The following is a 26,844-nucleotide window of genomic DNA, read 5'->3' as shown; positions in this document are numbered from 1 at the left end:
GCCGCCGGGCGTCGGCAGGACGTCGACGCGGCCGCCGGCGGCACGGTGCCGCCGGGCTTCGTCCCGCCCGCCCCGCGCGTGGCCACGACCGGCCGGGTGGCCGCCCGCCGGGCACGCCAGGCAGGGGGAACCCAGGTTCCCGCACCGGCACCGGCCCCGTCGGCGAAGCCCGGACAGGTTCCGGCGCCGCCCGCCGAGGTCTCGACCCCGGCCGCGGGCACGCCGGTCGCGCCCGCCCACCAGGGGCCGATCCCGGTCCCGCCGGTGGTCGCCGCGCCCGGAACACCGACCGCCGAGCAGGGCGCTGCCGTGCCGACCGGCAATGCCCCCAAGGGCACCGTGACCGCTGCCGCCGCAGGTCCGAACCCGGCGCAGACGCAGGAGGCTTCGACGGAGACCGGACCGACCGACGCGCAGCAAGGCGATCAGCAAGGCACCCCGGGTGCTCCGGCGCCGCAGGGTGCCGTTGCCGGGGCGGCTGCTCCCGGGGGAGTGGTGCAGGTGGCCGAGGGCCCGGTGAACGCACAGGCAGGTCCCGCGGCTTCGCCGACGGGCTCGGCGGCGGTGCCGCTGGGCGCCGGGCCGACCGCGCAGGCCGCGGTCGGCGGTTCGCCGTCGGCTCCGGGCGATGCCGCGCAGCAGAGCGGCCGGCATGCCGCGGTGGCGGACGCCGCGCAGGCGGTCCCGCAGGCCGGTGCGCCGGTGCCCGGCGGTCCCGACGGGCAAGCTGCCGTACCGCAGGGTGCCGGGCAGAGCGTGCCGCAGGCAGCCGTGGACGGCGCGCAGCCGGTGCCCGCCGCCGTGGCGGGACAGGGCGACGTGAGACAGGGGGGTCCCGAGGCGGTTGCCGCCGCCGGGAACGCGCAGGCTGCTCCGGCCGGTTCGCCGACGCCGGGGAGCGCGCCGCAGAGTGGCCCGCACGTTGCGGTCGCCGGTCAGGCGGGGCCGCAGGCAGCCGCCGCCGCGGGCAATGTGCCGGCGGCGCCGGTCAACCCGCAGGGTGTCGCCGCCGGACCGGCCGCGGCTCCGCAGGGTGTGGTCGAGGGCCAAGCCGCCGGGCCGCAGCAGGCCGAGGCGCCGAGCGGTCTGTCGGCCGTGCCCGTTCAGGCCGGGCCGCAGACCGCCGAGGCGACGGCTCAGGGACCGGCTGTGGCCGGGAACCCGCAGGCCGTGGCCGTCCAGGCCGACGCGCAGGCGCCGGGCCACCCGGCCGGTCCGCAGGCCGTCCCGGCGGCGAACGTGCCGCAGGGGCAGACCGGCCCGCAGGTTGTCGACGCCGTGCAGGCTGTTCCGGCCGGTGTGCCGACCGCTCCGCAGGCCGCGGCCGGTCCGGCCGATGGCCAGGCCGCGCCGCAAGGCGGGGTCCCGGTTCAGGGTGTCGCCGGGGCGCAGGCCCCGGAAGCGGCCGGGCCCGGCGTGCCGTCGGGCCGGCCGGAATCCGGTGCTGCCGTCCCGCAGGGCGCCGCGCAGCCGAGTGCTCCTCAGGCCGCCGCCGCGGGCAATGCCCCGGCCGCCGCCGACGGTTCGCAAACCGGTCGGTCGGAGGCAGCCGTGGCGAACGGTGCGCCGGTGCCCGCCGGAGCGGGCGACACACAGCCCGCTCAGCCCGCTCAGCCCGCTCAGCCCGTTCTGCCCGTTCTGCCCGTTCAGGAGAGCCCGCAGGCCGAGCAGGCCGCTGCGCGGGGTGCCGCGACCGTCGCTCCCGCGGCGGACGCGACGGCAGGACCGGCGGGTCAACCGGCCGCCGGTGCGGCCGCCGTCCAAGCCCCCGCGGCTCAGGACGGTGCCGCTGAGGCCATCGGCGCAGCCCCCGACGCGGCGCCGCACGAGGCCGCGGCCGGTCAGGCCGCGGTGCAGCCCGCGCCCGGAACGGTGCCTGCGCCCACGGGCCAGGTTCCGGCGCAGGACGCGGCCGACGTCGCGGCGGCCGGCCAGGCCGACGCGCCGCAGGCCGGTCCGCAGCCGGGCGCCCAGCCGGGCCCGGCCGACGCCCCGACCGGTGCGGCCGCCCCGGCGGCCACCGACGGTTCGGCTCAGCCCCCGTCCGCTCCGCAGGCCGCGGCCGACGGGGCGCAGGCAGCGGCGCCGCAGGCTCCGGTTACGACCGACGCCACGGGCAACGCGCCGACGGCACAGGGTGGTTCACCGTCCGCTCAGACTCCGGACGGTGCGGACCGGACCGCCGCACCGCAGGCCCCGGCGACGGCTCCGGAGACCGCCACGCCGACCGCCGAGGCCGCGCCCGAGGCCGCCGCGCCGGTCGCGGACCCGTCGGCCCAGGCAGCCGGTGCGCAGCCCGCCGACGCCGCGGCCGAGCCCCAGCCTGCCGACGGAACGCCGCAGCCCGCGCCCGCCGCCGACGAGGCTCCCCAGTCCGGTACTCCCGCGGCTCAGGCCGACACGGCCCCCGCCGCGGGCGGCCCCGGCCAGGCCCAGGACGCCCCGCAGGCTCCCTCCGCGGCCGACGCCCCGGGCACCGCGCCCGCGGCGGACGCCGTCGCTCAGCCCGCGCCCGACGGCCCGCCGCCCGCCCAGCCCGTCGCCGGCCCCCGGAACGCGCGCGGCACCGGCAACGCCGCCGCCCCGGCGCAGCAGACCTCTGCCGACCCGGGCACGCCCCAGGCCGCGCAGACCGGTGCCGCACAGGCCGCTCCGGCCGACCCCGGCACCGCTCCCGCACCCGACCCCGAAAACCGCACCATGCTCCTCCCTCCCGCCGCCCTTGCCGACCCGAACAACCCGATCAACGCGATCGACCCGGACGACGCGGCCGAGGCCGCGCCGGCGGACCCCGTCGGCCCGCCCGCCCCCGGGTACGACGACGCCGACCGCGAAGCCGTGCACCGCGTCATGCGGGACCGGCGGGACGTGCGGGTCGGATTCCGGGCCGATCCGGTGCCGGACGAGCTGCTGATCCGGGTCCTCGAGGCCGCGCACCACGCGCCGAGCGTCGGGTACTCGCAGCCGTGGGACTTCGTGGTCATCCGGTCCGCGGAAACCCGTGCGCTCGTGCAGGAGCTGGCCGCGCGGCAGCGGGAGGCGTACGCCGCGTCGCTGCCGAAGGCCCGCGCCAAGCAGTTCCTCGGCATCAAGACCGAGGCGATCCTGGAGACCCCCGTCAACATCGTCGTGACGGTGGACTCCACGCGCGGCGGCCGGCACACCCTCGGCCGGCACACGCAGCCGCAGATGGGCCCGTACTCCAGCGCGCTCGCGGTGGAGAACCTGTGGCTCGCGGCCCGCGCCGAAGGCCTCGGCGTCGGCTGGGTGAGCTTCTTCGACGAGCGCGAGCTGAGCCGCACGCTGGGCCTGCCCGAGCACGTCGAGATCGTCGCGTACCTGTGCGTCGGCTTCGTCGACCAGTTCCCCGAGGACCCGGAGCTGGCGCAGGCCGGCTGGGCCAAGCAGCGCCCGCTGTCGTGGGTGGTGCACGAGGAGGAGTACGGCCGCCGCGGCCTGCCCGGCGAAGAGCCCGTGCGGCTCCTCGACGAGACGCTGCGCGCCGTGCGTCCGCTGGACGCGAAGGCGCTCAGTGCGGCGTGGCAGCGGCACAAGGTCATGACCAAGCCCGCCGGGTCGCTCGGTGTGCTGGAGATGATCTCGGCGCAGCTGGCGGGCCTGTCCCGGCAGTGCCCGCCGCCGATTCCGGAGCCGGCCGCGGTCGCGGTGTTCGCCGCCGACCACGGGGTGCACGCGCAGGGCGTGTCGCCGTGGCCGCAGGAAGTCACCGCGCAGATGGTGCACAACTTCCTCGGCGGCGGCGCGGTCGTGAACGCGTTCGCCCGGCAGATCGGTGCCGAGGTGTGCGTGGTCGACGTCGGGGTCGCGGCCGAGCTGCCGCAGTCCGCGCCCGGGCTGCTGCCGCGCAAGGTGCGTCCCGGCACCGCGGACATGACGCAGGGCCCGGCGATGACCCGCGAGGAAGTCCTGCAGGCGATCGAGGTCGGCATCGAGACCGCGCGGGACCTGGTCACGTCCGGCAACAAGTGCCTGCTGACCGGTGACATGGGCATCGCCAACACCACGGCGTCCGCGGCGCTGATCGCCGTGTTCACCGGAACCGACCCGGTGGAGGTCACCGGCCGCGGCACGGGCATCGACGACAAGACGCACGACCGCAAGGTCCAGGTCGTCCGCGCCGCGCTCGCGCACCACAAGCCCGACCCGGAGGACCCGATCGGGGTGCTGGCCGCGGTCGGCGGCCTGGAGCACGCGGCGATCGCCGGATTCGTCATCGGCGCCGCGGCGATGCGGACGCCGGTCGTGCTGGACGGCGTGATCGCCGGGGCGGCCGCGCTGGCCGCGCACCGGATCGCGCCGGACTCGCTGGCGGCGTGCATCGCCGGGCACCGCTCCGCCGAGCCCGGCCACGCGGCCGCGCTGGCGAAGCTCGGCCTGCGTCCGCTCGTCGAGCTGGAACTGCGGCTCGGCGAGGGCACCGGCGCGGTGCTCGCACTGCCGCTGGTGCAGAGCGCGGCGCGCGTCCTGCACGACGTCGCGACGTTCGACTCCGCGGGGGTCAGCGGCAAGACCGAGTAGCGCAAGGCGAGGAGCCGTGCGGGCGGGCCGGATGACGATCCGGACCGCCCGCACGGCCGCGCCCGGGGACCGGCACGCACCGACGGCACCCGGCCGGTGCGCAATGATCCGGAAACACGAAAGTGATACTTACGGGACAGCACCGCACGTCCCGTGCGTCGTGCCGCCGAACCCCCGCAGAACCGACGCAGCCTTGAAGTAGTCCGACGCAGACCCGACGCCGAGCAGCGGTCCGAAAGAGCGGAAGCCACGCCATGTCCCCGAAGTACGACGACATCCCCGCCTACCCGGCCGGTCTGCGGCTCGCGGGCCGCAAGGTCGTCATGGTGGGGGCCGGCACGGTCGCCCGCCGCAGGCTGCCCGGCCTGGTCGACGCCCGCGCCGACGTCCTGGTCGTCGCACCGGACGCCACGCCGTCCGTCGAGGCGATGGCCGACGACGGCGAACTCCGCTGGGAACGCCGCGGCTACCGGGCCGACGACCTGGACGGCGCGTGGTACGTCATCGCGGCCACCGACGACCCGGCCGTCAACGCGGCCGTGGAAGCCGACGCCGAGGAACGCCGGATCTTCTGCGTCCGCAGCGACGACGCGTCGCAGGCCAGCGCGTGGACGCCCGCGAGCGGGCGGCACGACGGCCTCCAGATCGCCGTCCTGGCCGGCGGCGACCCGCGGCGCGCCGCCGCGGTCCGCGACCGCATCCTCGAGGAACTCCGCGAAGGGACCCTCGGCGCCGCGCACTTCCGCGCCAAGACGCCCGGCGTGGCGCTGGTCGGCGGCGGACCGGGCGACCCCGACCTGATCACCGTCCGCGGCCGCCGCCTCCTCGCCGAAGCGGACGTCGTCGTCACCGACCGGCTCGGGCCGCGGGCGCTCCTCGACGAGCTGCCCTCCGACGTCGAGGTCATCGACGCGGCCAAGATCCCGTACGGGCGGGCGATGGCGCAGGAGGCCATCAACAACGAGATCATCAAGCACGCGTCCGCGGGCAAGTTCGTGGTCCGCCTCAAGGGCGGCGACAACTACGTCTTCGGCCGCGGCTTCGAAGAGGCCATCGCGTGCGCCGAAGCGGGCATCCCCGTCGAGGTCGTGCCCGGCATCACCAGCGCCATCTCGGTCCCGGCCATCGCCGGCATCCCGGTCACCCACCGCGGCGTCACCCACGAGTTCACCGTGGTGTCCGGCCACGTCGCCCCCGACAACCCCGACTCCCTCGTCGACTGGGCCGCCCTCGGACGCCTCCGCGGCACGCTCGTCCTCCTGATGGCCATGGAACGCCTCGGCGTGATCGCCGACACCCTCATCACGCACGGCCGCGCCGCGGACACCCCGGTGGCGATCATCCAGGAAGGCACCATGGCCACCCAGCGCACCCTCCGCACCACCCTCGCCACCGCCGCCGCCGACGCGCAGACCGCGGGCATGCGCCCGCCGGCCATCGTCGTCATCGGCGAGGTCGTCGCCGTCGCCGAACGCGTCCGGCCCCTCTAGCCACGCCTACGCCGCCCCGGACGGCCTCGCGGCCGCCCCGCCTTCCCCGAGGCCGACCGGCCCGCCACCCTGCGGGGGCTCGAGCCGGATGGTCAGCCGCAGGTCGAGCGCGTTCGCGAGGCGCTCCAGCACGGGGATCGTGGGCATTGTTCCGCCGGCCTCGAACCGCGCAACCGACGGCTGCTGCATGCCGGCGCGTTCCCCGAGCTGCTCTTGCGTGAGCCCCAGCGCGATCCGGCGTTTCCCGGACGATGCGGCCAAGCTCGAAACGCAGTCGGGCTTCGTCGTACGCGTCTCGGGCCTCGGGGGTATCGATGATGCCGCGGCGGACGTCCCGCCACGAACTGCGCTCCGTCGCGCCGAGTCCTCCTCGTCGCGGCTGTGCTCAGATGCCGATGAGCCGGATCCGGTCGCCGCACAGTCGGGTCATGTCGTCCACGTCGGACGTCAGCATGGCCACCGGGCCGGGTTGGCGCAGGGCCATCTCGGCGACCGTCGCGTCGATCGCGTACTTGTGGCCGTGCAGACCCGCGGCCTTGAGCAGCTCCGCGGACGCTTTCGCGGCTTCTTCGGTCACCGGCTCGACCTTGACGCGGGACAGCACCCCGCGCAGCCGGGGCATGTTCACCCGGGCATGGCTGACTTCGACGACGGTGTTTGCTCCGATGACGAAGTCGGCACCCATCGTGTGGAACACCTGGAAGATCGCCAGGATCTTGCGATCCCGGGCGATCCAGGCGGAGACCCCCTGGGAGTCCAGGACGACGGTCTCGACGTGCTCGTTCACGCCGCGCTCGCCGAGCCGCCCGAGCCCGTCGCCCCGAAGATCCGGGAGCGCGCCTCGGCCAGTTCCTCCTCGGTGAACGCTCCGTGCTCTTCCTGGTGGCGCCGCAGGTCGGCGCCGAGCAGTTGGTGTCGCAGCTGACGTGCCACCGCGGCAGCCACATACCCGGAAACGTTGTCGGTGAGCTTCCTCAGCTCGTCCACCTGCTCGGTCGGCAGGGTGACCGTGATGCGTGTCGTGTCCGCCATGACCCGAGCATACTGCGGTATGCGCATCCTCGGCCCGTTCCGTCCTCCCGGACCGGGTGCACCGCGGACGCGGTGATCTCGGCCGGTACCGTAGGGCGCGGTTCGGCCCGTGGAGCGTCGGCGGCCGGTGACGGAGCAGTGGGAGTGCGCGATGGGGCTCGGCCTCGGATGGAAGGTGCACGGGACCGGGGGAACCCCCGGGCCCGGCGAGGTCGTGCGGCCGGACGAGCGGCTCAGCTGGGGGCGGACCGCCGGGCTGGGTGCGCAGCACGTGGTGGCGATGTTCGGGGCCACCTTCGTCGCGCCGGTGCTCATGGGGCTCGACCCCAACCTCGCGGTGATGCTGTCCGGCGTCGCGACGGTGATGTTCCTGCTCATCACGCGCGGCAAGGTGCCCAGCTACCTCGGGTCCAGCCTGTCGTTCGTCGGGGTGGCCGCGTCGATCAAGGCGGCCGGCGGCAGCGTCCAGACGGTGACCGGCGCCATGCTCGTCGTCGGCGCCGTCCTGTGCGTCGTCGGGCTCGTGGTGACCGCCCTCGGCGCGAAGATCGTGCACGCGGTGCTGCCGCCCGTGGTCACCGGCGCCGTCGTCATGATCATCGGGTTCAACCTGGCGCCCGTCGTCGCCAAGACCTACTGGCCGCAGGACCAGTGGGTCGCCCTGCTCACGATGGCGTTCACCATGGTCGCCATGGTCGTCATGCGCGGCTTCTGGTCCCGCATCGCGGTGTTCCTCGGCCTCGTGTTCGGCTACGTGCTCTCCTGGGTCTTCGACCGCGTGTTCGGCACCATCCACTCGGTGACCGGCGCCGGCCAGGTCACCGACCACAACCGGGTGAACTTCGGCGGCGTGAAAGACGCCGACTGGTTCGGGCTCCCCGCCCTGCACGCACCCGACTTCAAACTCTCCGCCGTCCTCCTCGCCCTGCCCGTCGTCATCGCCCTCATCGCCGAGAACGCCGGACACGTCAAAGCCGTCGCGGAGATGACCGGCGACAACCTCGACCCCGAACTCGGCCGCGCCATCGCGGCCGACGGCGCCGCCAGCGTGCTCTCCACCTCGGTCGGCGGCCCCGCCACCACCACCTACGCCGAGAACATCGGCGTCATGGCCGCCACCCGCGTCTACTCCACCGCCGCCTACTACGCCGCCGCCGCCTTCGCCATCCTGTGCGGCCTCTGCCCCAAGTTCGGCGCGATCGTCGCCGCCACCCCCGGCGGCGTCCTCGGCGGCATCACCGTCGTCCTCTACGGCATGATCGGCCTCCTCGGCGCCAAGATCTGGAACGAGAACCGCATCGACCTCGGCAACCCGCTCAACCTGGTGCCCCTCGCCGCCGGCATCGTCATCGGCATCGGCAACGTATCCCTCGACATCACCGACGACTTCAAGCTCGACGGCATCCCCCTCGGCACCATCGTCACCATCGTCGGCTACCACGTCCTGCGCTACTTCGCCCCGCCGCACCTCAAGAGCACCCCCGCACACCCCGACGGCACCACGGAACCGGGCAGCGGCAACGACGGAGGAGCCAAGGAACCCGCGTGATCCCCATCGACGACCCCGCCGACCCGCGCCTGCACGACTACACCGGCCTCACCGACGTCGACCTGCGCCGCCGCCGCGAACCCGCCGAAGGCCTCTTCATGGCCGAGGGCGAAAAAGTCATCCGCCGCGCCCTCGACGCCGGATACCCGCTGCGCTCGATGCTCCTCACCGAACGCTGGGCCGACGCCCTGGCCGACGTCATCGCCCACGCCGAAGGCCCCGTCTACGTCGCCACCCCCGACGTCGTCGAACAAGTCACCGGCTACCACGTCCACCGCGGCGCCCTCGCCTCCATGCAGCGCAAACCGCTCCCCGACCCCGCCGGACTCCTCGCCGGGGCACGACGTGTCGCCGTCCTCGAAGCCGTCAACGACCACACCAACATCGGCGCCATCTTCCGCGGCGCCGCCGCCCTCGGCATGGACGCCGTCCTGCTCTCGCCCGACTGCGCCGACCCGCTCTACCGCCGCTCGGTCAAGGTCGCCATGGGCGCGGTGTTCTCCGTCCCCTACGCCCGCCTCGCCCCGTGGCCGCACGCCCTCGACACCGTCAAAGACGCCGGACTCACCCTCCTCGCCATGACGCCTGCCGAAGGCTCCGTCCCGCTCCACGAAGTACCCGCCGCCGAACTCGAACGCTGCGCCGTCATGCTCGGCGCCGAAGGCCCCGGGCTCACCCGCAAGGCGATGGAGGCCGCGGACCGCCGCGTCCGCATCCCGATGTCGCACGGCGTCGACTCGCTCAACGTCGGCGCGGCCGCGGCGGTCGCGTTCTACGCGGTGGCCTACGGGCGGCCGGCGGGCTGACCCCGGCCCGCGCGGCGCTTCCGGGCCATCACCCGGTCGCGCCGCATGCGGTGGTGGATACGCGTGCTCCGGTCCCACAGCACCGGGTTCGCTTCGTCCGGCGACGCGGCGGCGATCTCCGGCTCCTCGGCCTCGAGTTGCGCACGGGCCTGGCGCGCCGCGCTCACCCGGAGGCGGTAGTCGGCGAAGACCTGGACTTCGAGGCTGTAGTCGTCGCCGAGGTGGTCGTAGTCCATACCGCCCGACGTGTGCGGCATCACCACGTACGGGTTCGTCCGGGTCAGGCGCACCGCCCACTCGCGCAACTCGTCCGCGCTGCCGCCCACGTGCAGCACCCCGGAGCGCACATCGACCGTCGGCCGCGTGTACCGGTGGTTCTTCCAGTGGTACGGCCGCGGCGGCCGCGCGGCCAGCCACCCGTCCGGGTCCTCGGCCGCCGCCGCGAGCCCCGGCGCGCGGTACCGCACCGTGCCCTCCGACGGCGCCGACAGCGGCAGCTTGCGCCGCAGTTCGCGCGCCGTACCCGCGTCGAACACGGTCAGCTTGTGCGCGGTCAGCACGATCGGCGGCGACTTCTCCGCGTCGAACGGGTTCGGGTCCAGGAACGGACGGTCGATCAGCACCAGCGTGCCGGGCGAACGCTCGTACGACAGCGCCCACATCAGCTTCGCCAGCAGCAGCGCGCCGGCCCGGTCGCTGACGACGTGCCAGGTGCCGTGGAAGTGGTTGACCGCGAAACGCTCGCGGTTCGCGGGGCGCAAGCCGAGCACGGTGTACGTGCGGCCGTCGAGCACCAGGGTCCGGCGGTGGAGTTTCACTCCTTCGTGGGCGATGCGGGGGTACTCCTCACGAGTGAAGCGCACCCGGAAGTGCGCGATTCGGAAGCGGCGTAGGGCAGACTGGGACCGCGGTGAGGGTCCGTCATGTCCGTTGTGCCACAAGGGTCCTGGCTACGGCACCCGGTTGTCATCCGGATTTTGCCGAGGGACGCGGCGCGTTTTCGCGCTTGTACCTCGAACGGTTGTATCGTCGGTCGGTCGAGTTTTCGACCGCACCGGATTTCGGGCTGTTCCCTCAGCGCGGCCTCCGCGCCGGAGCAAATCCCCTGAGAGTGAAGTAGGTTTCACCCGCAGCGGGGGTTGTTCCGTCGTTCGGACGACGCGCGGCGGATTTTCCGCCAAGATAGGGCGCCGTACGAAGGGGGCATCCGGCGCGCAGGGAACGCTCCGAACTCCGGTCCGGTGCGCGCCGTTTCGCCCGGGCCGACGGGGATCCGGCGTCCGCAATCCGGACCAGGCATGGGAAGTGAGGCAGTACCGCTTCATGAAAATCATGGGTGTACCCCTGGCCTGGGCCATCGTCGGCCTGGTCGAACTCGTGGCGCTCATGGCGCTGGTGGCGTACCTGCTGCGCTCCAAGAAGTCCGACTCCGCGCTGGCGTCGGACGACAGCTGGGAGCGCGAGGAAGCTCGCCGCCGCCGCAAGGAACTCTGGTACGGCGTCGCGTCCTACACGCTGCTGTTCTGCTGCGCCGCGGTCGCCGCGGCGCTGTCGTTCCGCGGCCTCATGGGCTTCGGGCGCGAGAACCTCGGCCTGACCGACGGCTGGGAATACCTGGTGCCGCTCGGCCTCGACGGTGCCGCGATGTTCTGCTCCGTCCTCGCCGTCCGCGAGGCCAGCCACGGTGACGCGGCGCTCGGCTCCCGCATCCTCGTCTGGACGTTCGCGGGCGCTTCGGCCTGGTTCAACTGGGTCCACGCGCCGCGCGGCATCGGACACGCGGGCGCTCCGCAGTTCTTCGCCGGCATGTCGCTGTCCGCCGCGGTGCTGTTCGACCGCGCGCTCAAGCAGACCCGCCGTGCGGCGCTGCGCGAGCAGGGCCTCGTGCCGCGTCCGCTGCCGCAGATCCGTATCGTGCGGTGGCTGCGTGCCCCGCGGGAGACGTATGCGGCTTGGTCGCTCATGCTGCTCGAAGGCGTGCGTACCCTCGACGAGGCCGTCGAGGAGGTCCGCGAGGAGCGCCGCTCGAAGCAGGAGGACCGTGAGCACCGCCGTCTGCAGAGCCGCCGCGAGCGCGCTCAGCTGAAGGCGCTCAGCCGCGGCGAGGGCAGCGGCGGAAGCTGGGGCCGGTCGTCCGGCTCGCGCCAGGAGATCGCGGCGCTGCCGGGAGGTGGGGGCTCCGAAGCTGTTTCGGAGCCGGCCATAGAGGGCCACGACCACGCCTCCGCCCCCGCAACCGCCGAAGCGTCGTCCCAAGCCCGTGGCGAGCACATCGATCTGACGGCCGAAGACGACACCATGACGCTCCCGCGCCTGGACTCCCTGGAACGGAAGCTCAAGGACCTGGAACGCCAGTTCGGCTGACCGGCCCGGCAAACCCCGGACCCGCCGTTCGGCACGGCAGTCCGGCAGCAAAACCCCGACGGCGCCCGCCACCCCGAGTGGCGGGCGCCGTTTTGCGTTGCGGCGACGCGGCGGGGTCAGACGAAGCGCTTGAGGGGCTCGGTCGCCAGTGCGAATCCGAACGGCTTGGGCAGCCACACGGTCTCCCCGAAAGGCACCGGGTCGGCGTATCCGCCGGGACCGGGCTCGGAGTACAGGAGCACCCGGCCTTCCTTGCGGTCGGCGACCAAGTTGACCAGGTCCCGAGTGTAGAACCGTGGACCCGGCCATACCGACATGTCGCCCGGCCTCAGGCCAGTGAGCCGTCCGCCTTCACGCCGTAGCGGCTGACGACGTCCGGGGTGCCTGGGAGGGCGGCGGTGCGGAGGATGGCGCCGGGTTCGACGGACCACTTGGTGGTGGTGGCGCCGGGGTCGAGGGGGACGGCTTTGACGCCGAGGGGGACCGGGGTGGCCGCGTCGAAGCGGAAGAGTTCGACGAACTGGGTGGCGGGGCCGCCGTTGCCCGGGGTGCGGGTGAGGACGACGACGGCGGCGGGTTCGCCGCGGAAGGTGGCCGGGAGGGTGTCGGTGAGGTCGACGCGGTCGGTGCCGACGGTGGCGGAGCCGTTGATCAGGGTGACCGAGGCGCCGCCGGCGGTGGGGTCGGCGTAGGTGCGGTTGGCCCAGTCCGCCGGGGCGGTCGTCGCGGCGGGGGCGAGGGCGCCCGCGGCGCCCGTCGCGGCCGCGCCGGTGGTCTTCGGCGACGGCGGCGCTTTGTCGTCGGAGCCCTGGAACGCCGCGATGGCGAGGGCGACGACGGCTGTCACGATCACGAACACGATCGCCTGGTGCACGAGGACGCGGCGCCGCCGCTGCGGCGATGTCCGCGGTCCGCGCTGCGGGGGCCGCGAGGAACCGCCGCGCGACCGGGGCCCGGCCGTGCCGGACGAGCCCGCGCCGCCGCGCCCGGAGGGTGAACCGTCGGCAGCGCGTACCCGGTTGCGGCCCGACTCCGGCCCCAGCACCGAATCGGCCGCCGCCGCGACCGCGGCCGCGGACGCCGCGGCCCCGTTGGTGCGCAGCGGCCCCGACCCGGGCCGTACCGGGCCCGAGCGCACGCCCGGTCCGGGACGCGGCATGGTGCGCGGACCGGACGCGGGTTCGTTGCCGGGGCGCGGCGAACGCCCGTTCGTGCGCGGCCCGTCCGCCGCGGCCGCGTGCGGATCGGCGGCGATGCGCCGGGCCAGCGCGGCGAGCCGGTCGCGGACCTCCTCGGCGCGCGGCCGCATCAGCGGGTCCTTCGCCAGGCACGCGGACACCAGCGGGATCGCCGCCGACGGCACGCCTTCCAGGTCCGGCTCTTCGTGGACCACCCGGTAGAGCAGCGCGTCCACCGGTCCGGAGCCGAACGGCGAACTGCCGCGCCCCGCATACGCCAGCGTCACCCCGAGGGCGAACACGTCCGTCGCCGGAGTGACGGGCTGCCCGCGGACCTGTTCGGGTGCGAGGAACCCGGGGGAGCCGACGGCGGTGCCGGTGTGGGTGAGCGTGCCCGCGCCGTCGGCGTACGCGATGCCGAAGTCGATGATCTGCGGTCCGTCGGGCGACAGCAGGATGTTGGACGGCTTCACGTCCCGGTGCACCACGCCCACCGCGTGCACGGACACCAGTCCGTCCGCGACCGCCGACCCCATACGGGCGAGGTCGAGGCAGTTGAGCGGGCCGCGTTCGCCGACCCGGCGCTGCAGCGACGGGCCCGGCACGTACGCCGTCGCCAGCCACGGCCGTGCCGCCTCCGGGTCCGCGTCCACCAGCGGCGCCGTGCGGTTGCCGCGCACGCGCGCGGCCGCGGCCACCTCGCGGGCGAAACGGGACCGGAACTCGGGGTTGTTCGCCAGCTCTTGGCGGATCAGTTTGAGGGCGACCTTGTTGCCGTGCCGGTCGGTGCCCAGATAGACGACGCCCATGCCGCCCGCGCCCAGCCGGCGCAGCAGCCGGTACGAACCGACGACGCGCGGGTCCTGCCGCCGCAGCCGCACCATCGTCATCGGGAGCGCTCTCCTACCTGGTCCGGCAACTGTGATCAAGTCGTCTGGGACACACGTTAGAGGACGGTGCACGCGGTTGGTGGTAGCAACGCCCGGGGCGGGGCCCGGAGACGTAACCCGGAGTAAAACCGGGTGACATCGTACGGCCTCGCCCGCCACCCTGGACCCGCTTCGCGCCGCATGTCCCCTCCCGGGCGCGCCCGATTTCGGGTCTTTCGAACGCCAGTACGGAACGTGCGGCCGCTTCCCCGCGATTTCCCCCACACCCGCGTCCGCCCACCCGATTTCCGCAGCCCCGAAACGGAACCCCCGCGTGCAATCAGCCGTCACCGTGACCCCCGCCGACCTGCCCGAGGTGCTCCTCCATGTGGCCGTGGTGCGGCCGGTGTTCCTGTGGGGTGCGCCCGGCATCGGAAAGTCGTCCCTGGTCCGCGAGTTCGCCGCGAGCCTGGGCTTCGACTGCGTGTCGCTGCTGGGCACCCAGCTCGCGCCCGAGGACCTCATCGGCGTCCCGCAGATAGCCGACGGCCGCAGCCGCTTCTGCCCGCCGGAGCAGATCGCCCGCGACGAGCCGTACTGCCTGTTCCTCGACGAACTCAACGCCGCCTCGCCCGATGTCCAGAAGGCGTTCTACTCGCTCATCCTCGACCGGCGCATCGGCTCGTACGAGCTGCCCGCCGGGTCCGTCGTCATCGGCGCCGGGAACCGCGCCACCGACAACGCCCTCGCCCGCCCCATGTCGTCCGCGCTCGCGAACCGCCTCGTGCACGTCCACTTGCGCGCGTCGGCCGCCGACTGGCTGGCGTGGGCGATGCGGTCCGGCATCCACCCGTGGATCGTCGAATACCTGACCCAGCGCCCCGACCACCTGTGGAGCGCCCCGCCGAAGAGCGAAGAGCCGTTCTCCACCCCGCGCAGCTGGCACATGCTGTCCGACACGCTCGCGTCGTACGGCGACACGCTCACCGGCGAGAACGCCGCCGACACCGTCGCCCTCCTCGCCTACGGCACGCTCACCCCGACGCACGCCGCCGCGTTCCTCGCCTACCTCAAGACCGTCCGCAACGCCTACGGCCTCGACGCGATCCTCAAGGGCGACGCGCGCTGGCCCGCCGCGCCCGCCGACCGCGACCTGCTGTACTTCCTCGCCGAGACGTTCCGCGCCCGGCTGGTCAAGGAACTCCCCGCGGACCGGAAGCACGCGTCCGCGTCCGTACGCCAGTTCGCGTTCCGCGCCAAGGCGCTCCTGGTGGAACTGGCGGAAATCTCCCTGGAGATCGCCCAGCTCGTCATCGCCGAAGGCGACGACGGGGAACTGCGGCTGCCCGGCTGGTTCCTCGTCGAAGCCGCGCAGGACATGCCGCGCCTGGTCGCCGCCCGCGCGAGGAAGTAGGCCCGTGGCCCGCCGCCCCGACGAACTCGAGAAACGCCGCCGCGAAGCCCGCGAAGCGGGCACCCGCATCGTGGCCGACCAGTCGATCCTGCTCGGCCTGATGGCCGCCACGGCCTTCGAACCGGCCGAACACCCCGTCGACTGGGCGCAGATCACCTCGACCGGCCGCATCCGGCACAACCCCTACCAGGACGGCCGCCCGGGGGAGTGGGCCTGGATCGTCACCCACATGCTGCTGCACCTCGGCCTCGGCCATCTCGACCCGGACCGGCTCCGCGAAGCAGGAGTCCGTTTCGACCGCCCCGGCGAACCCGCCATCCCCGACACCTACGCGGTCGCGTGCTGCGTCGCCGTCGAACGCTTCGCCCGGGACACCGTGCGCGTCGGCGTCCCGCTCTACCACCTGCCCGAACTCCCCGCCGGCGACGTCCTCGCCCTCGCCGCCCGCTGGGCCGAGGAAGGCATCCCGCGCGAACTCCGCGCCCTCACCCCCAACGCCGGAAAACCCTGCATCCGCTACCTCCCCGCCCCGCGCAACCACGCCGGCACCGAACCCTGGGACACCGACTGGCCGGGCCTGTTCGCCCGCGGCCTCGCCCGCACCGCCCAGGACGCCATGGAGAAAGCCCACGACCAAGCCGGCGGCGTCCAACGCAAAACCCGCCGCGGCCCCTGGGACAAGGCCCTCGACTGGTTCGTCGCCTCCTACCCCCTGCTCGGCGCACTCGCCGCCGGACTCACGATCGTCGACGACCCGGAGACCGCCCGCGCCTGGGACATCTCCATCGCCGCCGTCAGCGCCCGCGCCGGCGAGATCTACATCAACCCCCACGCCGCCCTCACCCAAGCCGAATGGCGGTTCGTCCTCGCCCACGAAATGCTGCACGCCGCCCTCGGCCACGACCGGCGCGTCGCCGGCCGCGACCCCGAACTCTTCAACATCGCCTGCGACTTCGTCATCAACGACTGGCTCGTGCAGATGGGCGTCGGCGACATGCCCGAAGGACTCCTCCACGACCCCCGATTGACCGGCCTGTCCGCCGAAGCCGTCTACGACACCCTCGTCACCGACCTGCGCCGCGCCCGCAAACTCCGCACCTTCGCCGGACGCACCCACGGCGGCAAATCCGGCGACGTCCTCGGCGACTGGCTGTGCGAACCGGCTGCCGCCGACCGGCGCGGCACCCGCGCCCGCGACCGCCGGCCCGCCGCCCCCGCACCCTGGGACCGCCCCGGCGCCCCGCGCGACGCCGTCGACCTCGACGCGTTCTACCGCCGCGCCCTCTCCACGGGCCTCGCCTACCACGACCACGGCCGCGGCCTCGTCCCCGCCGGACTCGTCGAGGAAATCCGCGCCCTCGAACACCCGCCCCTCGCCTGGGACGCGAGACTCGCCCGCTGGTTCGACGAACACGTCCGCACCCCCGAAGCGCGCCGCTCCTACGCCCGCGCCTCCCGCCGCCAAGCCGCCACCCCCGGCGTCCCCCGCCCCGGCCGCGTCCTCCCCGAAGAACTCGTCGCGCAATGCACCTTCGGCGTCGTCCTCGACACCTCCGGATCGATGGACCGCGAACTCCTCGGCAAAGCCCTCGGCGCCATCGCCTCCTACGCCGCCGCCCGCGACGTGCCGCGCGCCCGCGTCGTGTTCTGCGACGCCGCCGCCTACGACGCCGGCTACCTCCCCGTCGAAGAGATCGCCACCCGCGTCCGCATCCGCGGCCGCGGCGGCACCGTCCTGCAACCCGGCATCGATCTCCTGCAACGCGCCGACGACTTCCCCGCCGACGGACCGGTCCTCGTCATCACCGACGCCGCGTGCGACCGCGTCGTCGTCCGCCGCGAACACGCCTTCCTCGTCCCCCAAGGCGCCCGCCTGCCGTTCACCCCGCGCGGCCCGGTGTTCCGTGTCGTGTGACTTTGTCCGACCGGTAGCCTTGCCCGGTCGATGACATCGGGGGCAATCGGGAGGACATGGGCGTGACCGACCGTCAGCGGGTCGTCCAGCGGCTCAAGGAGACCTTCGCCTGGCGGGAAACGCCCGGAGGAATATTCGCCGACCTGTCCGGCTGGTGGCGCGACGCCGAAGTCCTGCGCCTCCTCGGCCCCGCCCTCGCCGGACTCCACGCCGACCCGCCGGGCACCCCCGCCCCGACCGTCGTCGCCGGCATCGAAACCCGCGGACTCGTCCTCGGCCCGCTCACCGCCCTGCACCTCGGCGTCGGCTTCGTCGAAATCCGCAAAGACCACCGCACCAGCGGCGACCCGCTCCGCCGCGACGCCAACGACCCCATGCTGCGCGCCGAAACCCCACCCGAATACCAGGACGGCGGACTCACCCTCGTCGCCCCGCGCCGCCTCTTCGGACCCGGCGACCGCGTGCTCCTCGTCGACGAATGGATCGAAACCGGCGCGCAGGCCAACGCCGTCCGCCGCATGGTCGGCGAATCCGGCGCCGAGTGGGCCGGCGTCGCGGTCATCGTCGACGCGTCGGAATCCAAAGTCGGCGAACGGCTCGGCGTCCGCGGCCTGGTCCGCGAAGACGACCTCGACGAGACGGCATAGAAGCCGCACAGGCACGGCAGCGACGCGGCACAGGCGCGGCGGCCCTGCCCGGCCGCCCCCGCGACGCCCGGATCCGCCCGCGCCGGCACCCCGATACGCGGTGCCCGCCCGCTACGCCGCGTGTTCGCGTTCCCGCAGCAGCGCCGCACGCTCCGTCTCGCCCATCCCGGCCCACACACCGCGCCGCTCCGGCACGGTCAACGCGTGGTCCAGGCACAGCCGCCGCACCGGACAGCTGATGCACACCTTCTTCGCGACCCGCTCCCGGGCACGGCGCTCCCCGGGACGCTCCTGGTCGTCTCCGAAGAACAACGCCGCGTCCATGCCCCGGCACGACGCGTCCTCCTGCCACCCGTACCTAGGCGGTGTCGGAATGGCGATCCTCGTGGTCCCCATCGCCCCGTTCTCCTCCTGCTCGACCGGCATTTCCCCGACCGGATGTCAGTAGCGGGACCACGCGGTTCGGCCCCATGCCTTTATCCGACGCGTGACCCCGCCCATTGGTTTCCGCACGGCAGCAGTTTTCGTGCGGGAGGATGAGGGGCCGCCCCGCGCATCCGCAGTGGGGAGGAGGGCACGCACGCGATGCGGCATGCCTGTGGGGGGATTTGCGGGGATAAGCCCGAAACGGGCGAATTGGCCGTCCACTTGGCGGGTGTGTGGAGTTCCCCGGGAGTTGCCTGGGATTTTCCGGTGCTCCGGGCCGCGTTCCGGCGCTTTCGTGTGCACTGGGTGTCCGACCGGCCACGCCGTGCCGCGAAGCCGCGTGCCGTCTCGGTACTAGGTCGGATAAGAACATCAACAGCTCGGTCACAAGACGTCCGCGGTTTGCGTCCGGCGACCGACCATGCGCCGCCGTTGGGTAGCGTGGCGGAGACATACCGCCGGGGACGCGGCGGTTGGTGGCAACAGGAGGCGTGCGTGGGCAGGTCAAGGCGTCGGATGCGGGCGACGGTCCCGGTGGCCCTGTCCGTGGTGGTCGCGATCGGGCTCTCCGGCTGCAGCAGCGGCGGCGGAGGCAAGGACGAATCGCAGAAGACCGCGCAGGACTTCCTCGCCGCATGGCAGGCCGGCGACATCGCCAAGGCCGCCGGACTCACCGACGACCCGGCCAAGGCGACGGCGGGGCTCACCGCCGCGGCCAACCAGCTTCAGCTGAAGGCCGGCGAGTACACGGCGAAGGACTACAAGAAGGGCGACGGCGACAAGCCCGCCACCCTCAACTACCACGCCAAGGTCACCGTCCAGGGCGTCACGGCGCCCGTGGAGTGGGACTCCGCGGTGCCGGTGCAGAAGAAGGACGACAAGACGCTCGTCCACTGGCAGTCCACGATCATCCACCCGCAGTACGTCGACGGCGCGAAGTTCTCCAACTCCCGCAAGTCGCCCGACCGCGCCCCGATCCTGGACCGCGACGGCAAGCCGCTGGCGGGTGCCACGAAGGTCGTGGCGATCTCGCTGTGGCCCGCGAAGATGACGCAGCCCGACCAGGTGTACGCCGCCCTCGGCGACCCGGTCTTCGACGTCGACGTGCCCAAGCTCAAGGACCGGGTCGCCAAGGCCGACCCGAACCAGTCCGTCCCCGTGGTCAGCCTCCGCACCGAGGTGTACGAAGGCCAGGCCCGCGCCAAGCTCGCGAACCTGCCCGGCGTGCAGATCGCCGACCAGACCCGGCAGACCGCCACCGCGGCCAAGCAGGTCGTCGGCTCCGTCGGCGACGCCAGCGCGGAGATCCTCGCCAAGCCCGGCTACGAGAACGCCGCGGCCGGCGACCAGGTCGGCACCAGCGGCCTCCAGGCCCGCTACCAGGCCCAGCTCGGCGGCACCGCGACCACCAAGCTCACCATCAAGGGCCCGAACGGCAACGACGTCGCCACGCTCGTCGACATCCAGGGCAAGCCCGGCACGGCGGTCAAGACGACCATCGACCAGGGCCTCCAGTCCAAGGCCGAAGCGGCCATGACCGGCCTCGACAAGAACGCCGCGATCGTCGCCATCGACGCCAAGACCGGCGAGATCCGCGCCGTCGCGAACAACCCGGCGACCGGCGACAACCGAGCCTTCAACGGCCACTACGCGCCGGGCTCGACGTTCAAGACGGTCACCGCCGCGGCGCTCATCCAGGCCGGCCTCAAGCCGAACGACCCGGCGGCGTGCGACAACACCGTCGTCGTGAACGGCCAGACGTTCAAGAACTACGACGGCCTTGCGCCGATCCCCGGCGCCAACTTCGGCACCGACTTCCAGCAGTCCTGCAACACCGGCTTCATCAGCCAGCGGGACAAGCTCCAGGCGGACTCGCTCACCAAGGTCGCGAACGACGTGTTCGGCATCGGCCAGCAGTGGGACGTCGGCGCCGGCACCTTCGACGGCTCCGTCCCGGCGGCCGCGAGCGAGAACGAGAAGGCCGCGTCGATGATCGGCCAAGGCAAGGTCCAGGCCAGCCCGCTCGTCATGGCCTCGGTCGCCGCCACGGTCGACTCCGGCACGTTCAACCAGCCGATCATCGTCACCGACCCGGCCCCCAAGCGCGTCGCCGCCAAGCCGGTCGACCCGGCGCTGGCCGCGCAGCTCAAGTCGCTCATGCAGAGCGTCGTCGCGGGCGGCACCGCCAAGATGCTCCAGGGCCTCCCGGGCACCGTCGGCGCCAAGACCGGCACCGCCGAGTTCAGCGAAGGCGGCCAGGTGCTGACCAACGGCTGGATGATCGCGTTCAAGGACGACATCGCGGTCGCGGTGCTCGTCGAGAAGGGCGAATCCGGCGGCAAGGCGGCGGGACCGATCGTGCAGAAGTTCCTGTCGTCGATCTGATCCCTGCTGAACGGCTTTGCGGCGGACGGCCCGCGGGGAAACCCGCGGGCCGTCCGCTTATTGTCGTGGGGCCGGCCCGGCCCGGGCCGGGCTCGGGCGGGGTGGCCGTGGCCGGTGTCAGGTGTGCGCGGGGTGTGTCCGGTGTTTGCGTGCCGCGGCGGCTTGTTCGAGCGCGGTGCGCAGGAACGCCGCCGCCTCGGCGCACTCGTGGGGATCGTCCGCCAGCAGCGGCCCCAGCAACTCCGTCACGGCGGCCTCCGGCGCCCCGACGCCGGCCAGCTCGGCCAACGACTGCGCCGACACGGCCAGATCCGGACCCTCGCCGCGGCGGGCGAGCCGGTAGCGGCGGAACAGGCCGGTCCGGTCGGGCAGATACGCGCCGTTGAGCGATCGGGCCAGCCGCACCGCGGTCTCGGACGGCATCTCCGCGGGCCACTCCCGCAGTTCCAGCGGTTCCGCGGCACCGGCCGCGACCGCGCTGTCCAACAGCCGGTCCACCAGCAGCGGCCCGAGCCGCTCCGGGGGCAACGACGTGGCGTGGATCGGGGGATGACGCTGCATCAGCTCGAACCAGCGGGAGCCGACCACCCGGAGGATGCCGTGGTAGGTGGGGCGCCAGGGGTCGTCGGGTGGGGCGGGGGGACCGTCGAGGGGGGTGGTGAGGGCGGGGAGACCGGGGAGGGCGGCGGCGGGTCGGGGAGCGGCTTCGATCGGGGTCTCGGGCGCGGCTTCGGCGGCGCCCTCGCGCGGTGGCGGCGGAGGGATCGTGTCGCCGTTGCGGAGACGCGGGGCGCGGCGGGTGTGGCGCTGGGTCAGCCGGGCGGCGACGAGGCGGTCGCCGGGGTCGGGGGAGCGCATGAGGTGTTCGAGTTCGATGCCCACGTCGGGGTCGCCGACGTCCACGAGCGCCTCGAGCGCCGCATGCCGACGGGGGCCCGGGGTCGCCGCGAACGCGCGCACCCACATCACCACCGCGGGCGCGTCGCTGCCCGCCGCGGTCCGGACCAGGTCCGGAAACACCTCGGGCTCGGCGTCGGACAGCGCGTCGATCAACGTCACCGCCAGCCGCGGACGCAACTGCTCGGGCAGCACCACACAGGACAGGACGGCGAGCAGATCGGCCCGGGCCGCCGGCGAGGGATGCGCGGCGGCGAGGGCGAGGAGACGCTCGGCAGGCTCGGCCGCGAGCGGCTCGCACGCGTCGGTCACCTGATCCTCCGAGAGAAGCCCCGGCGTCGGGCCGGGGAGCGGGTGCAGCCGGTTCGTCGCCCTCCATGGTGGTACGGAGGACCCCTCCGGGGCCATACCCGGCACGCCGCCCTCCGCATCCCGTGCGGAGCGTGTCACTCCGACGGCCACTCAAGCACGTGGGGCGAATTGTCGATATTTGCGCGGAGGGCGCTGTGCCCTTCGTCCGAACGGAGTACCGCATGTCGAACAACGTCACCCTGGTCGCCCGCGTCCCCGTCCTGCGCTCGACCGACGCCGAGCGTCCCGTCGAACTCCGGTTCGGCCCGCACACCGACGCCGAGGGCCGCCCGACCGAGGAGTGGACGATCGAACGCCTGACGACCGCTCAGGCGACCAATCTGGTCGAGGACTTGGCGGCGATGCTGGGGCTGAACCTGGCGGCGGCGCCGGACCTGCGCGTGGTGTCGTGACCGAGTCGAGGGGCTGAACGCCGCAAGTGCGAGCCCTGTGGACAACCTCGGTTGTCCACAGGGTGAAGTGAAGCGGGGTGCGTGAGCGGGAGAGGCAAGGCGAGACTGCGCGCGTCGGATGCGTCCGATGGCGGAGGAGGCGGGGGAGGGGCTTTCACTGCGAGACCGACCACACAGCGGTGGGAGGAGGGAGGGCCCGATGGCAAAGCAAGTCGGGTTCTCTGGTCCACACGGGTGGTTGGATCACCGACCCGCCGACCGCTTCCCCCACCCACCCGGCGCCCCCACCCCACAATGCCTGCCGTGACTCACAGCAAGACCGGGGCCGGCGTCGGTGCGGCGCGTCGACCGGGACGTACCCCGACCAAAGCCGCGTCGACCACGACCGCGCCGCCGACCGACGAGGTGCGGGTCCCCGGCCCGGCGCCGGAGCCCGCCGACGAGACGCTCGGCCCCGGCACCCCCGCCGACCTGCGCACCCTGCCCGGGTTCGGGCGGCGGCACCGCCGCTCGCGGGCCCCGCGCGTACGGCTCCGGCTGCCGGACGGCCAGCACATCGAGGTGACCCTCGTCAGCTGGCACCAGTACGCCGACGGGACGTGGCGGGCCCGGGTCACCTGGCCCGTCTGGGGTGCCGTCCTGCACGCCGGCGAGGTCCAGACCCGGACCTGCGCGCAGCAGGCGTTCGTGCCGGCCCGTATGCTCACCCCGCTGCCGGGTGAGGACTACCGGGCGGTACGCAGGCGCCGGCCCCGGATCACCCTCCCGCGGCAGGGTTGACCGGCACCGGACACCAGGCACGCCGCACCGCGCGTATAGCCGCCGTGTGACCACGGGACCAGCACACCGTGACCACGACGCAAAGGCGAGGCAAAATCGCCATCTGGGGTTCATGTCGGTGAAATCCTGTTGCCCCCTGATCCGGGGCGTCGGATGCTGGCGACATGTTCGATCCAGCCAGGAACAAGTCATGACCAGTCGGGCACACGCCGCACGCGAGACGGCCGCCACGGCCGCCGGCGCCGCGGCCCCGGCAGGCCGCCCCTCGCCCAGCGATCTGCTCGCGCGCCTGCGCAGCGGCCACGGCGACGGGGCGCGCCGCGCTCTCGCGACCGCCGACCCCGCCGCGCGCGCCGAAGTGATCGCCGCGCTGGACTCCTGCGTCCTGCGAGATCCACGCGCGGTCCCGGCGACCGAATCCCGCTCCTTGTACTACGCGCGCTTGTACGACCGGCTCGGCGCCGGCCTCGACGCGCTCGCCGCACACCTGATCTGCGACGAGGACTGGACCGACGAGGACGCGGACCGCACCGCGCTCCCGCTCGCCGTCCTCGGCACCCTCGCCCGTGCGGGCCGCTCCGATGCCGTCGCCCTGCTGCGCCGCTACGCCGCGGAAGGCCGCGACTGGACGCTCGCCGTCGAGCACCTCGCCCGCGCGGCCGACCCGGCCGCGCTGTCCGGCATGCTCGCCCTCGCGCTGGAACGCGGCGAGGACGACGAACTGTACGACTGCGTCCGCCAGGGCACCGGCATGCGCCCCTGGCGCGTGTGGGGCTTCCAGGACGCCCGCATGCGGGCCATCGTCGAACAGGTCGACCTCGACTGGTGGCGCTGGGAACTGGCCCGCGGCAAGTCCGCGGCCGGACAGGACACGGCACCGGCCGACGGACCGCAGGTGCCGCCGCGCATGCAGCCGACGGTCGACCAGGTGCTGTCCGAGGCGGCCGCGAGCCCGAGACGCAGCTTCGTCTGCGGCAGAAGACTCGCATCCGTCGCCACCGCCGAACACCGCGCGCTGATCCTGGCCGCGGCCTGGTCCGGCGCCGCCGGCGCCCGCGTCGCGGCACTGCGCTACCTCGGCGACCTCGGCGACCCCGCACTCCTCGACCTCGCCGAGAACGCCCTCGGCGACGAATCGCCCGCGGTGGTCCGCCAAGCCGCGGTCCAAGCCGTCGGCGGCCTGCGCACCCGCGAGGCGGTGGGCCGGGCCCGCGACTGGCTCGGCGCGGGCAAGGACGGCGCCCTCGGCGACGTCGCCGTACGGATACTGGCCGGCGCGGGCGGACCCGCCGACGGCCCGGTGCTGATCGCCGCCTTGCAGCGATGTCGGCACGACCACCGCGGCGACCGCCGGTTCGCCCTCGGCGACCTCGTGGACGGCGTCGGCCGACTCGGCCTCGTCGACGCGGTCGAACCGGTACGGGACGTCTACCTCGGCAGCCCGTGCGCGGGCTTGCGCAGCCGCGCGGTGGACACGCTGGCGCGGATAGAACCCGCGTTCGGCGGCACCACGGCGGTGGAATGCCTGTGGGACTGCGAAGCGGGCACCCGCCGCATCGCCGTCGACCGGGCGGACCTTGCCGTCGACGGCGTCCTGGAACGTTTCCGCGAACTCGCCCGCGACCCCTCGGAAGACGAGGGCGTCCGCAGCGCCGCGCGGCGACGATTGGCGGCCCTGTGAAGCACCCGGACTTCGGACCGGCCGTCCCACCACGGCACCGGCCGCACCGGAACCGCTGAACGACCCCACCACCGGCCGCCGCGGCTTCGGGAGCCCCCGACACCCCCGAACCCACCCGGCGGCCACCACCCCCAACCGACCACGACGACGCGACGAGCGGCCCAGGGCAGACCCCCACGGGCCGCTCGCGCGTTTTCCGGCACGCCCGGGCGGGGGAGGCGGCGGGAACCCCGCGCGGGCCGAAGGCAGCGACGGACGTGCCGCGGTTGCGTGGTCGGACCGCGGTGCTCCCGGCAAGGGCCCCGGACCCACCCGCGCACATGCGTCGAGGCCCCCGCCGCCCCGCTAGAATCCCCGTCGGGGCACGGCGCCTCGAGGTGGCAAGGACTGTCGCCCGGACGCTCTAGTCTTGTCGACCGTGACCGTTTCCGCCCAGGCTGCACCTGTTGGCACCCCGCATCTTCCCGGGGCGATGCCGTACCGGTCCGGCGTGACCGAAGACGGCCTGGCACGGCGGCTCAAGGCCCTGGCCTGTACCGCGCCACTGCACGACCTCGAAGCGCGCAAGGTCAACCTCGCAGGCGAGTACACCGTCTATGCGATGGCCGAGCTGGGCCTCACCGCGATCGACCTGGTCACCGTGACGATGGACTTCGACACGGGTGCCGACCACGAGGAAGTCGTCGCCCGGCTCCGGCCCCGGGTCGCCGCCCAAGCCCCCGAACGCAGCCCCGCCGAACACGAACGGGTCGCCCGCTGGGTGCTCGAGAACCTCATCAACGTCGGCAGCGTCGACCGCGGCTTCCGCGCCGTCTACGGCACCTACACGCCCGCCGACGGCTATGTCCGCCGCGACTACGACTTCAAGCTCCTCGAAGAAGTCCCCGGCCCGGACGGCGACATCTTCCTGCGCGCCACCGACGAAGCGGTCAACGTCCTCGTCGGCGCCCTCGACACCGACGTGACCAGCGCGCAGATCGCCGCCGAGGTCAAACTCGAACACCTGATCCGCCGCGGCCGCCTCGCCGAAGCCCGCTTCGCCGCCGAACAAGCCCGCTACCGCACCGTCCAGTACGCCGAGACGCTGCGCCGCGCGCTGGAGGCCACCCGCCGCAACGTCCGCGCCGTCGACTGGCTGCACGCCGTCCCCGACCTCATAGACGAAGCCCTCGACCACGTCGCCGAGCGCTACCGGCACGAGAACGCGATCCTCACCAACATCCGCCGCGCCCGCGACGAAGCCGAAGAACCCGAGCACAAGCGCGGCGCGGCCGAACTCGTCGACATCGTCCAGGACTGCATCCGGCGCCACACCCAGCTCCAGACCCGGCTCATGGAAGCCGGGCCGCTGTTCCGCGCCGAACAGGACCGGCAGGCGTTCGCGGCCCGGCCGCAGCGCCCCGGGCTCGACCTGTACGGGCAACTGCTGCGCCCGGTCCTGGAACTCCCGGTCGGCGACGCCCGCACGGTCACCGACCGGTTCTTCGCGACCGGCACCGGCCTGCGCACCCCCGTGTCCGTGCGCCTGCACGACCTCGCCGAGCTGCTGCTGACCCCGCCCGCCGAGCGCGAACACCTCGGCGCCGAAGTACCCGAACCCGACCTCGTCGCCACCCCGGACGACAGCCGCTACAGCGAAGCCCAGCACGATGCCGCCGCCGCGCTGCTCGACCTTCCGCCCGACGCGCCGCGGCGGCTGTCCGGGCTGCTCGCGGAAGCACGCGCGAGCGACCCCGATCTGCCGTACCTGGTCGCGCTGCTCGCCTTCCACGCCGCGTCGCCGCCGGTCGGGACCGCGCTGCGGCAGGGCGACCGGTCGCTCCTCGTCGCCGTCGACGACGGCGCGGTCCTCGACGACCCCGAGGTCGGCGGCGCCGACCTGATCGTCGGAACGGCCCTGCTCGCCGCCGAACCGGCCGCCGACCCCGGCGACATGGCGGACGACCCGGCGCCGGCCCCGCTCGACACCGTGCTCGACACCCCCCTCCACGACGCTTCCTTCGACCTGACCGACGGGCAACCGAACGCATGACCGACCTGCACTCCACGACGGACCGTCCGATCCCCGGCCCCGCCGACGCCGACCAGGCCGGCCGCCCCGGCACGGC

Annotated in this window: 20 protein-coding genes and 1 pseudogene; 13 read left to right on the top strand and 8 right to left on the bottom strand. The window is 73.8% G+C overall.

Annotated elements, in window-relative coordinates:
* Positions 1-45 precede the first annotated feature (45 nt).
* Together cobT and cobA are read left to right on the top strand one after the other, a co-directional pair.
* On the top strand, positions 46-4,539 hold the full coding sequence (gene cobT / locus ABEA93_RS28580) for a nicotinate-nucleotide--dimethylbenzimidazole phosphoribosyltransferase (protein ID WP_425585140.1): 4,494 nt from the start codon (positions 46-48) through the stop codon (positions 4,537-4,539).
* Between the two features lie 254 nt (positions 4,540-4,793).
* The gene (cobA, locus tag ABEA93_RS28575; RefSeq protein WP_345678693.1) at positions 4,794-6,029 is read left to right on the top strand and encodes a uroporphyrinogen-III C-methyltransferase; all 1,236 of its coding nucleotides are present in this window, start codon (positions 4,794-4,796) and stop codon (positions 6,027-6,029) included.
* Positions 6,030-6,035: 6 nt separating this feature from the next.
* Here the strand turns inward: cobA and ABEA93_RS28570 are convergent, their stop codons facing one another.
* From ABEA93_RS28570 to ABEA93_RS28560, 3 genes are all read right to left on the bottom strand, one after another.
* Positions 6,036-6,290, bottom strand: coding sequence for a helix-turn-helix domain-containing protein (locus tag ABEA93_RS28570; protein ID WP_345678692.1), 255 nt, complete (start codon positions 6,288-6,290; stop codon positions 6,036-6,038).
* A 124-nt stretch (positions 6,291-6,414) separates the two neighbouring features.
* The gene (locus ABEA93_RS28565) at positions 6,415-6,816 is read right to left on the bottom strand and encodes a DNA-binding protein (RefSeq protein ID WP_345678691.1); all 402 of its coding nucleotides are present in this window, start codon (positions 6,814-6,816) and stop codon (positions 6,415-6,417) included.
* Entirely contained in the window at positions 6,813-7,061 is a 249-nt protein-coding gene (locus tag ABEA93_RS28560) for a hypothetical protein (protein WP_345678690.1), read from the bottom strand. The genes ABEA93_RS28565 and ABEA93_RS28560 overlap by 4 nt, the downstream gene beginning before the upstream one ends.
* A gap of 151 nt (positions 7,062-7,212) precedes the next feature.
* Here ABEA93_RS28560 and ABEA93_RS28555 point away from each other — a divergent pair, with 151 nt between their 5' ends.
* Together ABEA93_RS28555 and ABEA93_RS28550 are read left to right on the top strand one after the other, a co-directional pair.
* The gene (locus ABEA93_RS28555) at positions 7,213-8,610 is read left to right on the top strand and encodes a uracil-xanthine permease family protein (RefSeq protein WP_345678702.1); all 1,398 of its coding nucleotides are present in this window, start codon (positions 7,213-7,215) and stop codon (positions 8,608-8,610) included.
* Complete coding sequence (locus tag ABEA93_RS28550) at positions 8,607-9,416, top strand: TrmH family RNA methyltransferase (protein WP_345678689.1); 810 nt, start codon at positions 8,607-8,609, stop codon at positions 9,414-9,416. Before ABEA93_RS28555 ends, ABEA93_RS28550 begins: the two co-directional genes overlap by 4 nt.
* Here ABEA93_RS28550 and ABEA93_RS28545 read toward each other — a convergent pair.
* Positions 9,395-10,279, bottom strand: coding sequence for a hypothetical protein (locus ABEA93_RS28545; RefSeq protein ID WP_345678688.1), 885 nt, complete (start codon positions 10,277-10,279; stop codon positions 9,395-9,397). The two genes, ABEA93_RS28550 and ABEA93_RS28545, sit on opposite strands and share 22 nt — an antisense overlap.
* Positions 10,280-10,748: 469 nt before the next feature.
* On the opposite strand from ABEA93_RS28545, the gene ABEA93_RS28540 reads away from it, so the two are divergent.
* Positions 10,749-11,780: a DUF2637 domain-containing protein gene (locus ABEA93_RS28540; RefSeq protein WP_425585138.1), complete on the top strand. Its 1,032-nt coding sequence runs from the start codon at positions 10,749-10,751 to the stop codon at positions 11,778-11,780.
* A gap of 116 nt (positions 11,781-11,896) precedes the next feature.
* Here ABEA93_RS28540 and ABEA93_RS28535 read toward each other — a convergent pair whose 3' ends face one another.
* Positions 11,897-12,097: a hypothetical protein gene (locus ABEA93_RS28535; RefSeq protein ID WP_345678686.1), complete on the bottom strand. Its 201-nt coding sequence runs from the start codon at positions 12,095-12,097 to the stop codon at positions 11,897-11,899.
* Between the two features lie 749 nt (positions 12,098-12,846).
* Positions 12,847-13,848: pseudogene (locus ABEA93_RS42200) on the bottom strand (serine/threonine-protein kinase); the annotation flags it as partial.
* Positions 13,849-14,161: 313 nt separating this feature from the next.
* Between ABEA93_RS42200 and ABEA93_RS28525 the strand changes: the two are divergent.
* The 3 genes from ABEA93_RS28525 (at position 14,162) to ABEA93_RS28515 (ending at position 17,803) form a co-directional block, all read left to right on the top strand.
* On the top strand, positions 14,162-15,241 hold the full coding sequence (locus ABEA93_RS28525; protein ID WP_345678684.1) for an AAA family ATPase: 1,080 nt from the start codon (positions 14,162-14,164) through the stop codon (positions 15,239-15,241).
* 4 nt (positions 15,242-15,245) lie between these two features.
* Complete coding sequence (locus tag ABEA93_RS28520; protein WP_345678683.1) at positions 15,246-17,156, top strand: vWA domain-containing protein; 1,911 nt, start codon at positions 15,246-15,248, stop codon at positions 17,154-17,156.
* Positions 17,157-17,218: 62 nt separating this feature from the next.
* On the top strand, positions 17,219-17,803 hold the full coding sequence (locus tag ABEA93_RS28515) for a phosphoribosyltransferase family protein (RefSeq protein ID WP_345678682.1): 585 nt from the start codon (positions 17,219-17,221) through the stop codon (positions 17,801-17,803).
* A gap of 111 nt (positions 17,804-17,914) precedes the next feature.
* On the opposite strand, the gene ABEA93_RS28510 is transcribed toward ABEA93_RS28515, so the two are convergent.
* Positions 17,915-18,229 carry a WhiB family transcriptional regulator gene (locus ABEA93_RS28510; protein WP_345678681.1) on the bottom strand — a complete coding sequence of 105 codons (315 nt, stop codon included), beginning with the start codon at positions 18,227-18,229 and terminating at the stop codon, positions 17,915-17,917.
* A gap of 516 nt (positions 18,230-18,745) precedes the next feature.
* On the opposite strand from ABEA93_RS28510, the gene ABEA93_RS28505 reads away from it, so the two are divergent.
* Positions 18,746-20,614, top strand: coding sequence for a penicillin-binding transpeptidase domain-containing protein (locus ABEA93_RS28505; RefSeq protein ID WP_345678680.1), 1,869 nt, complete (start codon positions 18,746-18,748; stop codon positions 20,612-20,614).
* A gap of 117 nt (positions 20,615-20,731) precedes the next feature.
* Here the strand turns inward: ABEA93_RS28505 and ABEA93_RS28500 are convergent, their stop codons facing one another.
* Positions 20,732-21,823, bottom strand: coding sequence for a hypothetical protein (locus ABEA93_RS28500; RefSeq protein WP_345678679.1), 1,092 nt, complete (start codon positions 21,821-21,823; stop codon positions 20,732-20,734).
* A gap of 221 nt (positions 21,824-22,044) precedes the next feature.
* Here ABEA93_RS28500 and ABEA93_RS28495 point away from each other — a divergent pair, with 221 nt between their 5' ends.
* From ABEA93_RS28495 to ABEA93_RS28480, 4 genes are all read left to right on the top strand, one after another.
* The gene (locus ABEA93_RS28495; RefSeq protein WP_345678678.1) at positions 22,045-22,275 is read left to right on the top strand and encodes a hypothetical protein; all 231 of its coding nucleotides are present in this window, start codon (positions 22,045-22,047) and stop codon (positions 22,273-22,275) included.
* A 303-nt stretch (positions 22,276-22,578) separates the two neighbouring features.
* Positions 22,579-23,055: a hypothetical protein gene (locus ABEA93_RS28490; protein ID WP_345678677.1), complete on the top strand. Its 477-nt coding sequence runs from the start codon at positions 22,579-22,581 to the stop codon at positions 23,053-23,055.
* Between the two features lie 190 nt (positions 23,056-23,245).
* Positions 23,246-24,736: a HEAT repeat domain-containing protein gene (locus tag ABEA93_RS28485; RefSeq protein WP_345678676.1), complete on the top strand. Its 1,491-nt coding sequence runs from the start codon at positions 23,246-23,248 to the stop codon at positions 24,734-24,736.
* A 472-nt stretch (positions 24,737-25,208) separates the two neighbouring features.
* Positions 25,209-26,768, top strand: coding sequence for a hypothetical protein (locus ABEA93_RS28480; protein ID WP_345678701.1), 1,560 nt, complete (start codon positions 25,209-25,211; stop codon positions 26,766-26,768).
* Positions 26,769-26,844: the final 76 nt, after the last annotated feature.

This window comes from Yinghuangia aomiensis (genome assembly GCF_039542225.1).
GTDB lineage: Bacteria > Actinomycetota > Actinomycetes > Streptomycetales > Streptomycetaceae > Yinghuangia > Yinghuangia aomiensis.
The sequence above is the reverse complement of the archived record's forward strand: the minus strand, read 5'-3'. Positions and strand labels throughout refer to the sequence as shown.

Bases quoted from the DNA above. Each gene is read 5' to 3' on its own strand.
- cobA (WP_345678693.1), top strand. From the start codon at position 4,794: ATGTCCCCGAAGTACGACGACATCCCCGCCTACCCGGCCGGTCTGCGG.
- ABEA93_RS28560 (WP_345678690.1), bottom strand. From the start codon at position 7,061: ATGGCGGACACGACACGCATCACGGTCACCCTGCCGACCGAGCAGGTG.
- ABEA93_RS28555 (WP_345678702.1), top strand. From the start codon at position 7,213: ATGGGGCTCGGCCTCGGATGGAAGGTGCACGGGACCGGGGGAACCCCC.
- ABEA93_RS28540 (WP_425585138.1), top strand. From the start codon at position 10,749: ATGGGTGTACCCCTGGCCTGGGCCATCGTCGGCCTGGTCGAACTCGTG.
- ABEA93_RS28535 (WP_345678686.1), bottom strand. From the start codon at position 12,097: ATGTCGGTATGGCCGGGTCCACGGTTCTACACTCGGGACCTGGTCAAC.
- ABEA93_RS28510 (WP_345678681.1), bottom strand. From the start codon at position 18,229: ATGCCGGTCGAGCAGGAGGAGAACGGGGCGATGGGGACCACGAGGATC.
- ABEA93_RS28505 (WP_345678680.1), top strand. From the start codon at position 18,746: ATGCGGGCGACGGTCCCGGTGGCCCTGTCCGTGGTGGTCGCGATCGGG.
- ABEA93_RS28495 (WP_345678678.1), top strand. From the start codon at position 22,045: ATGTCGAACAACGTCACCCTGGTCGCCCGCGTCCCCGTCCTGCGCTCG.
- ABEA93_RS28485 (WP_345678676.1), top strand. From the start codon at position 23,246: ATGACCAGTCGGGCACACGCCGCACGCGAGACGGCCGCCACGGCCGCC.
- ABEA93_RS28480 (WP_345678701.1), top strand. From the start codon at position 25,209: ATGCCGTACCGGTCCGGCGTGACCGAAGACGGCCTGGCACGGCGGCTC.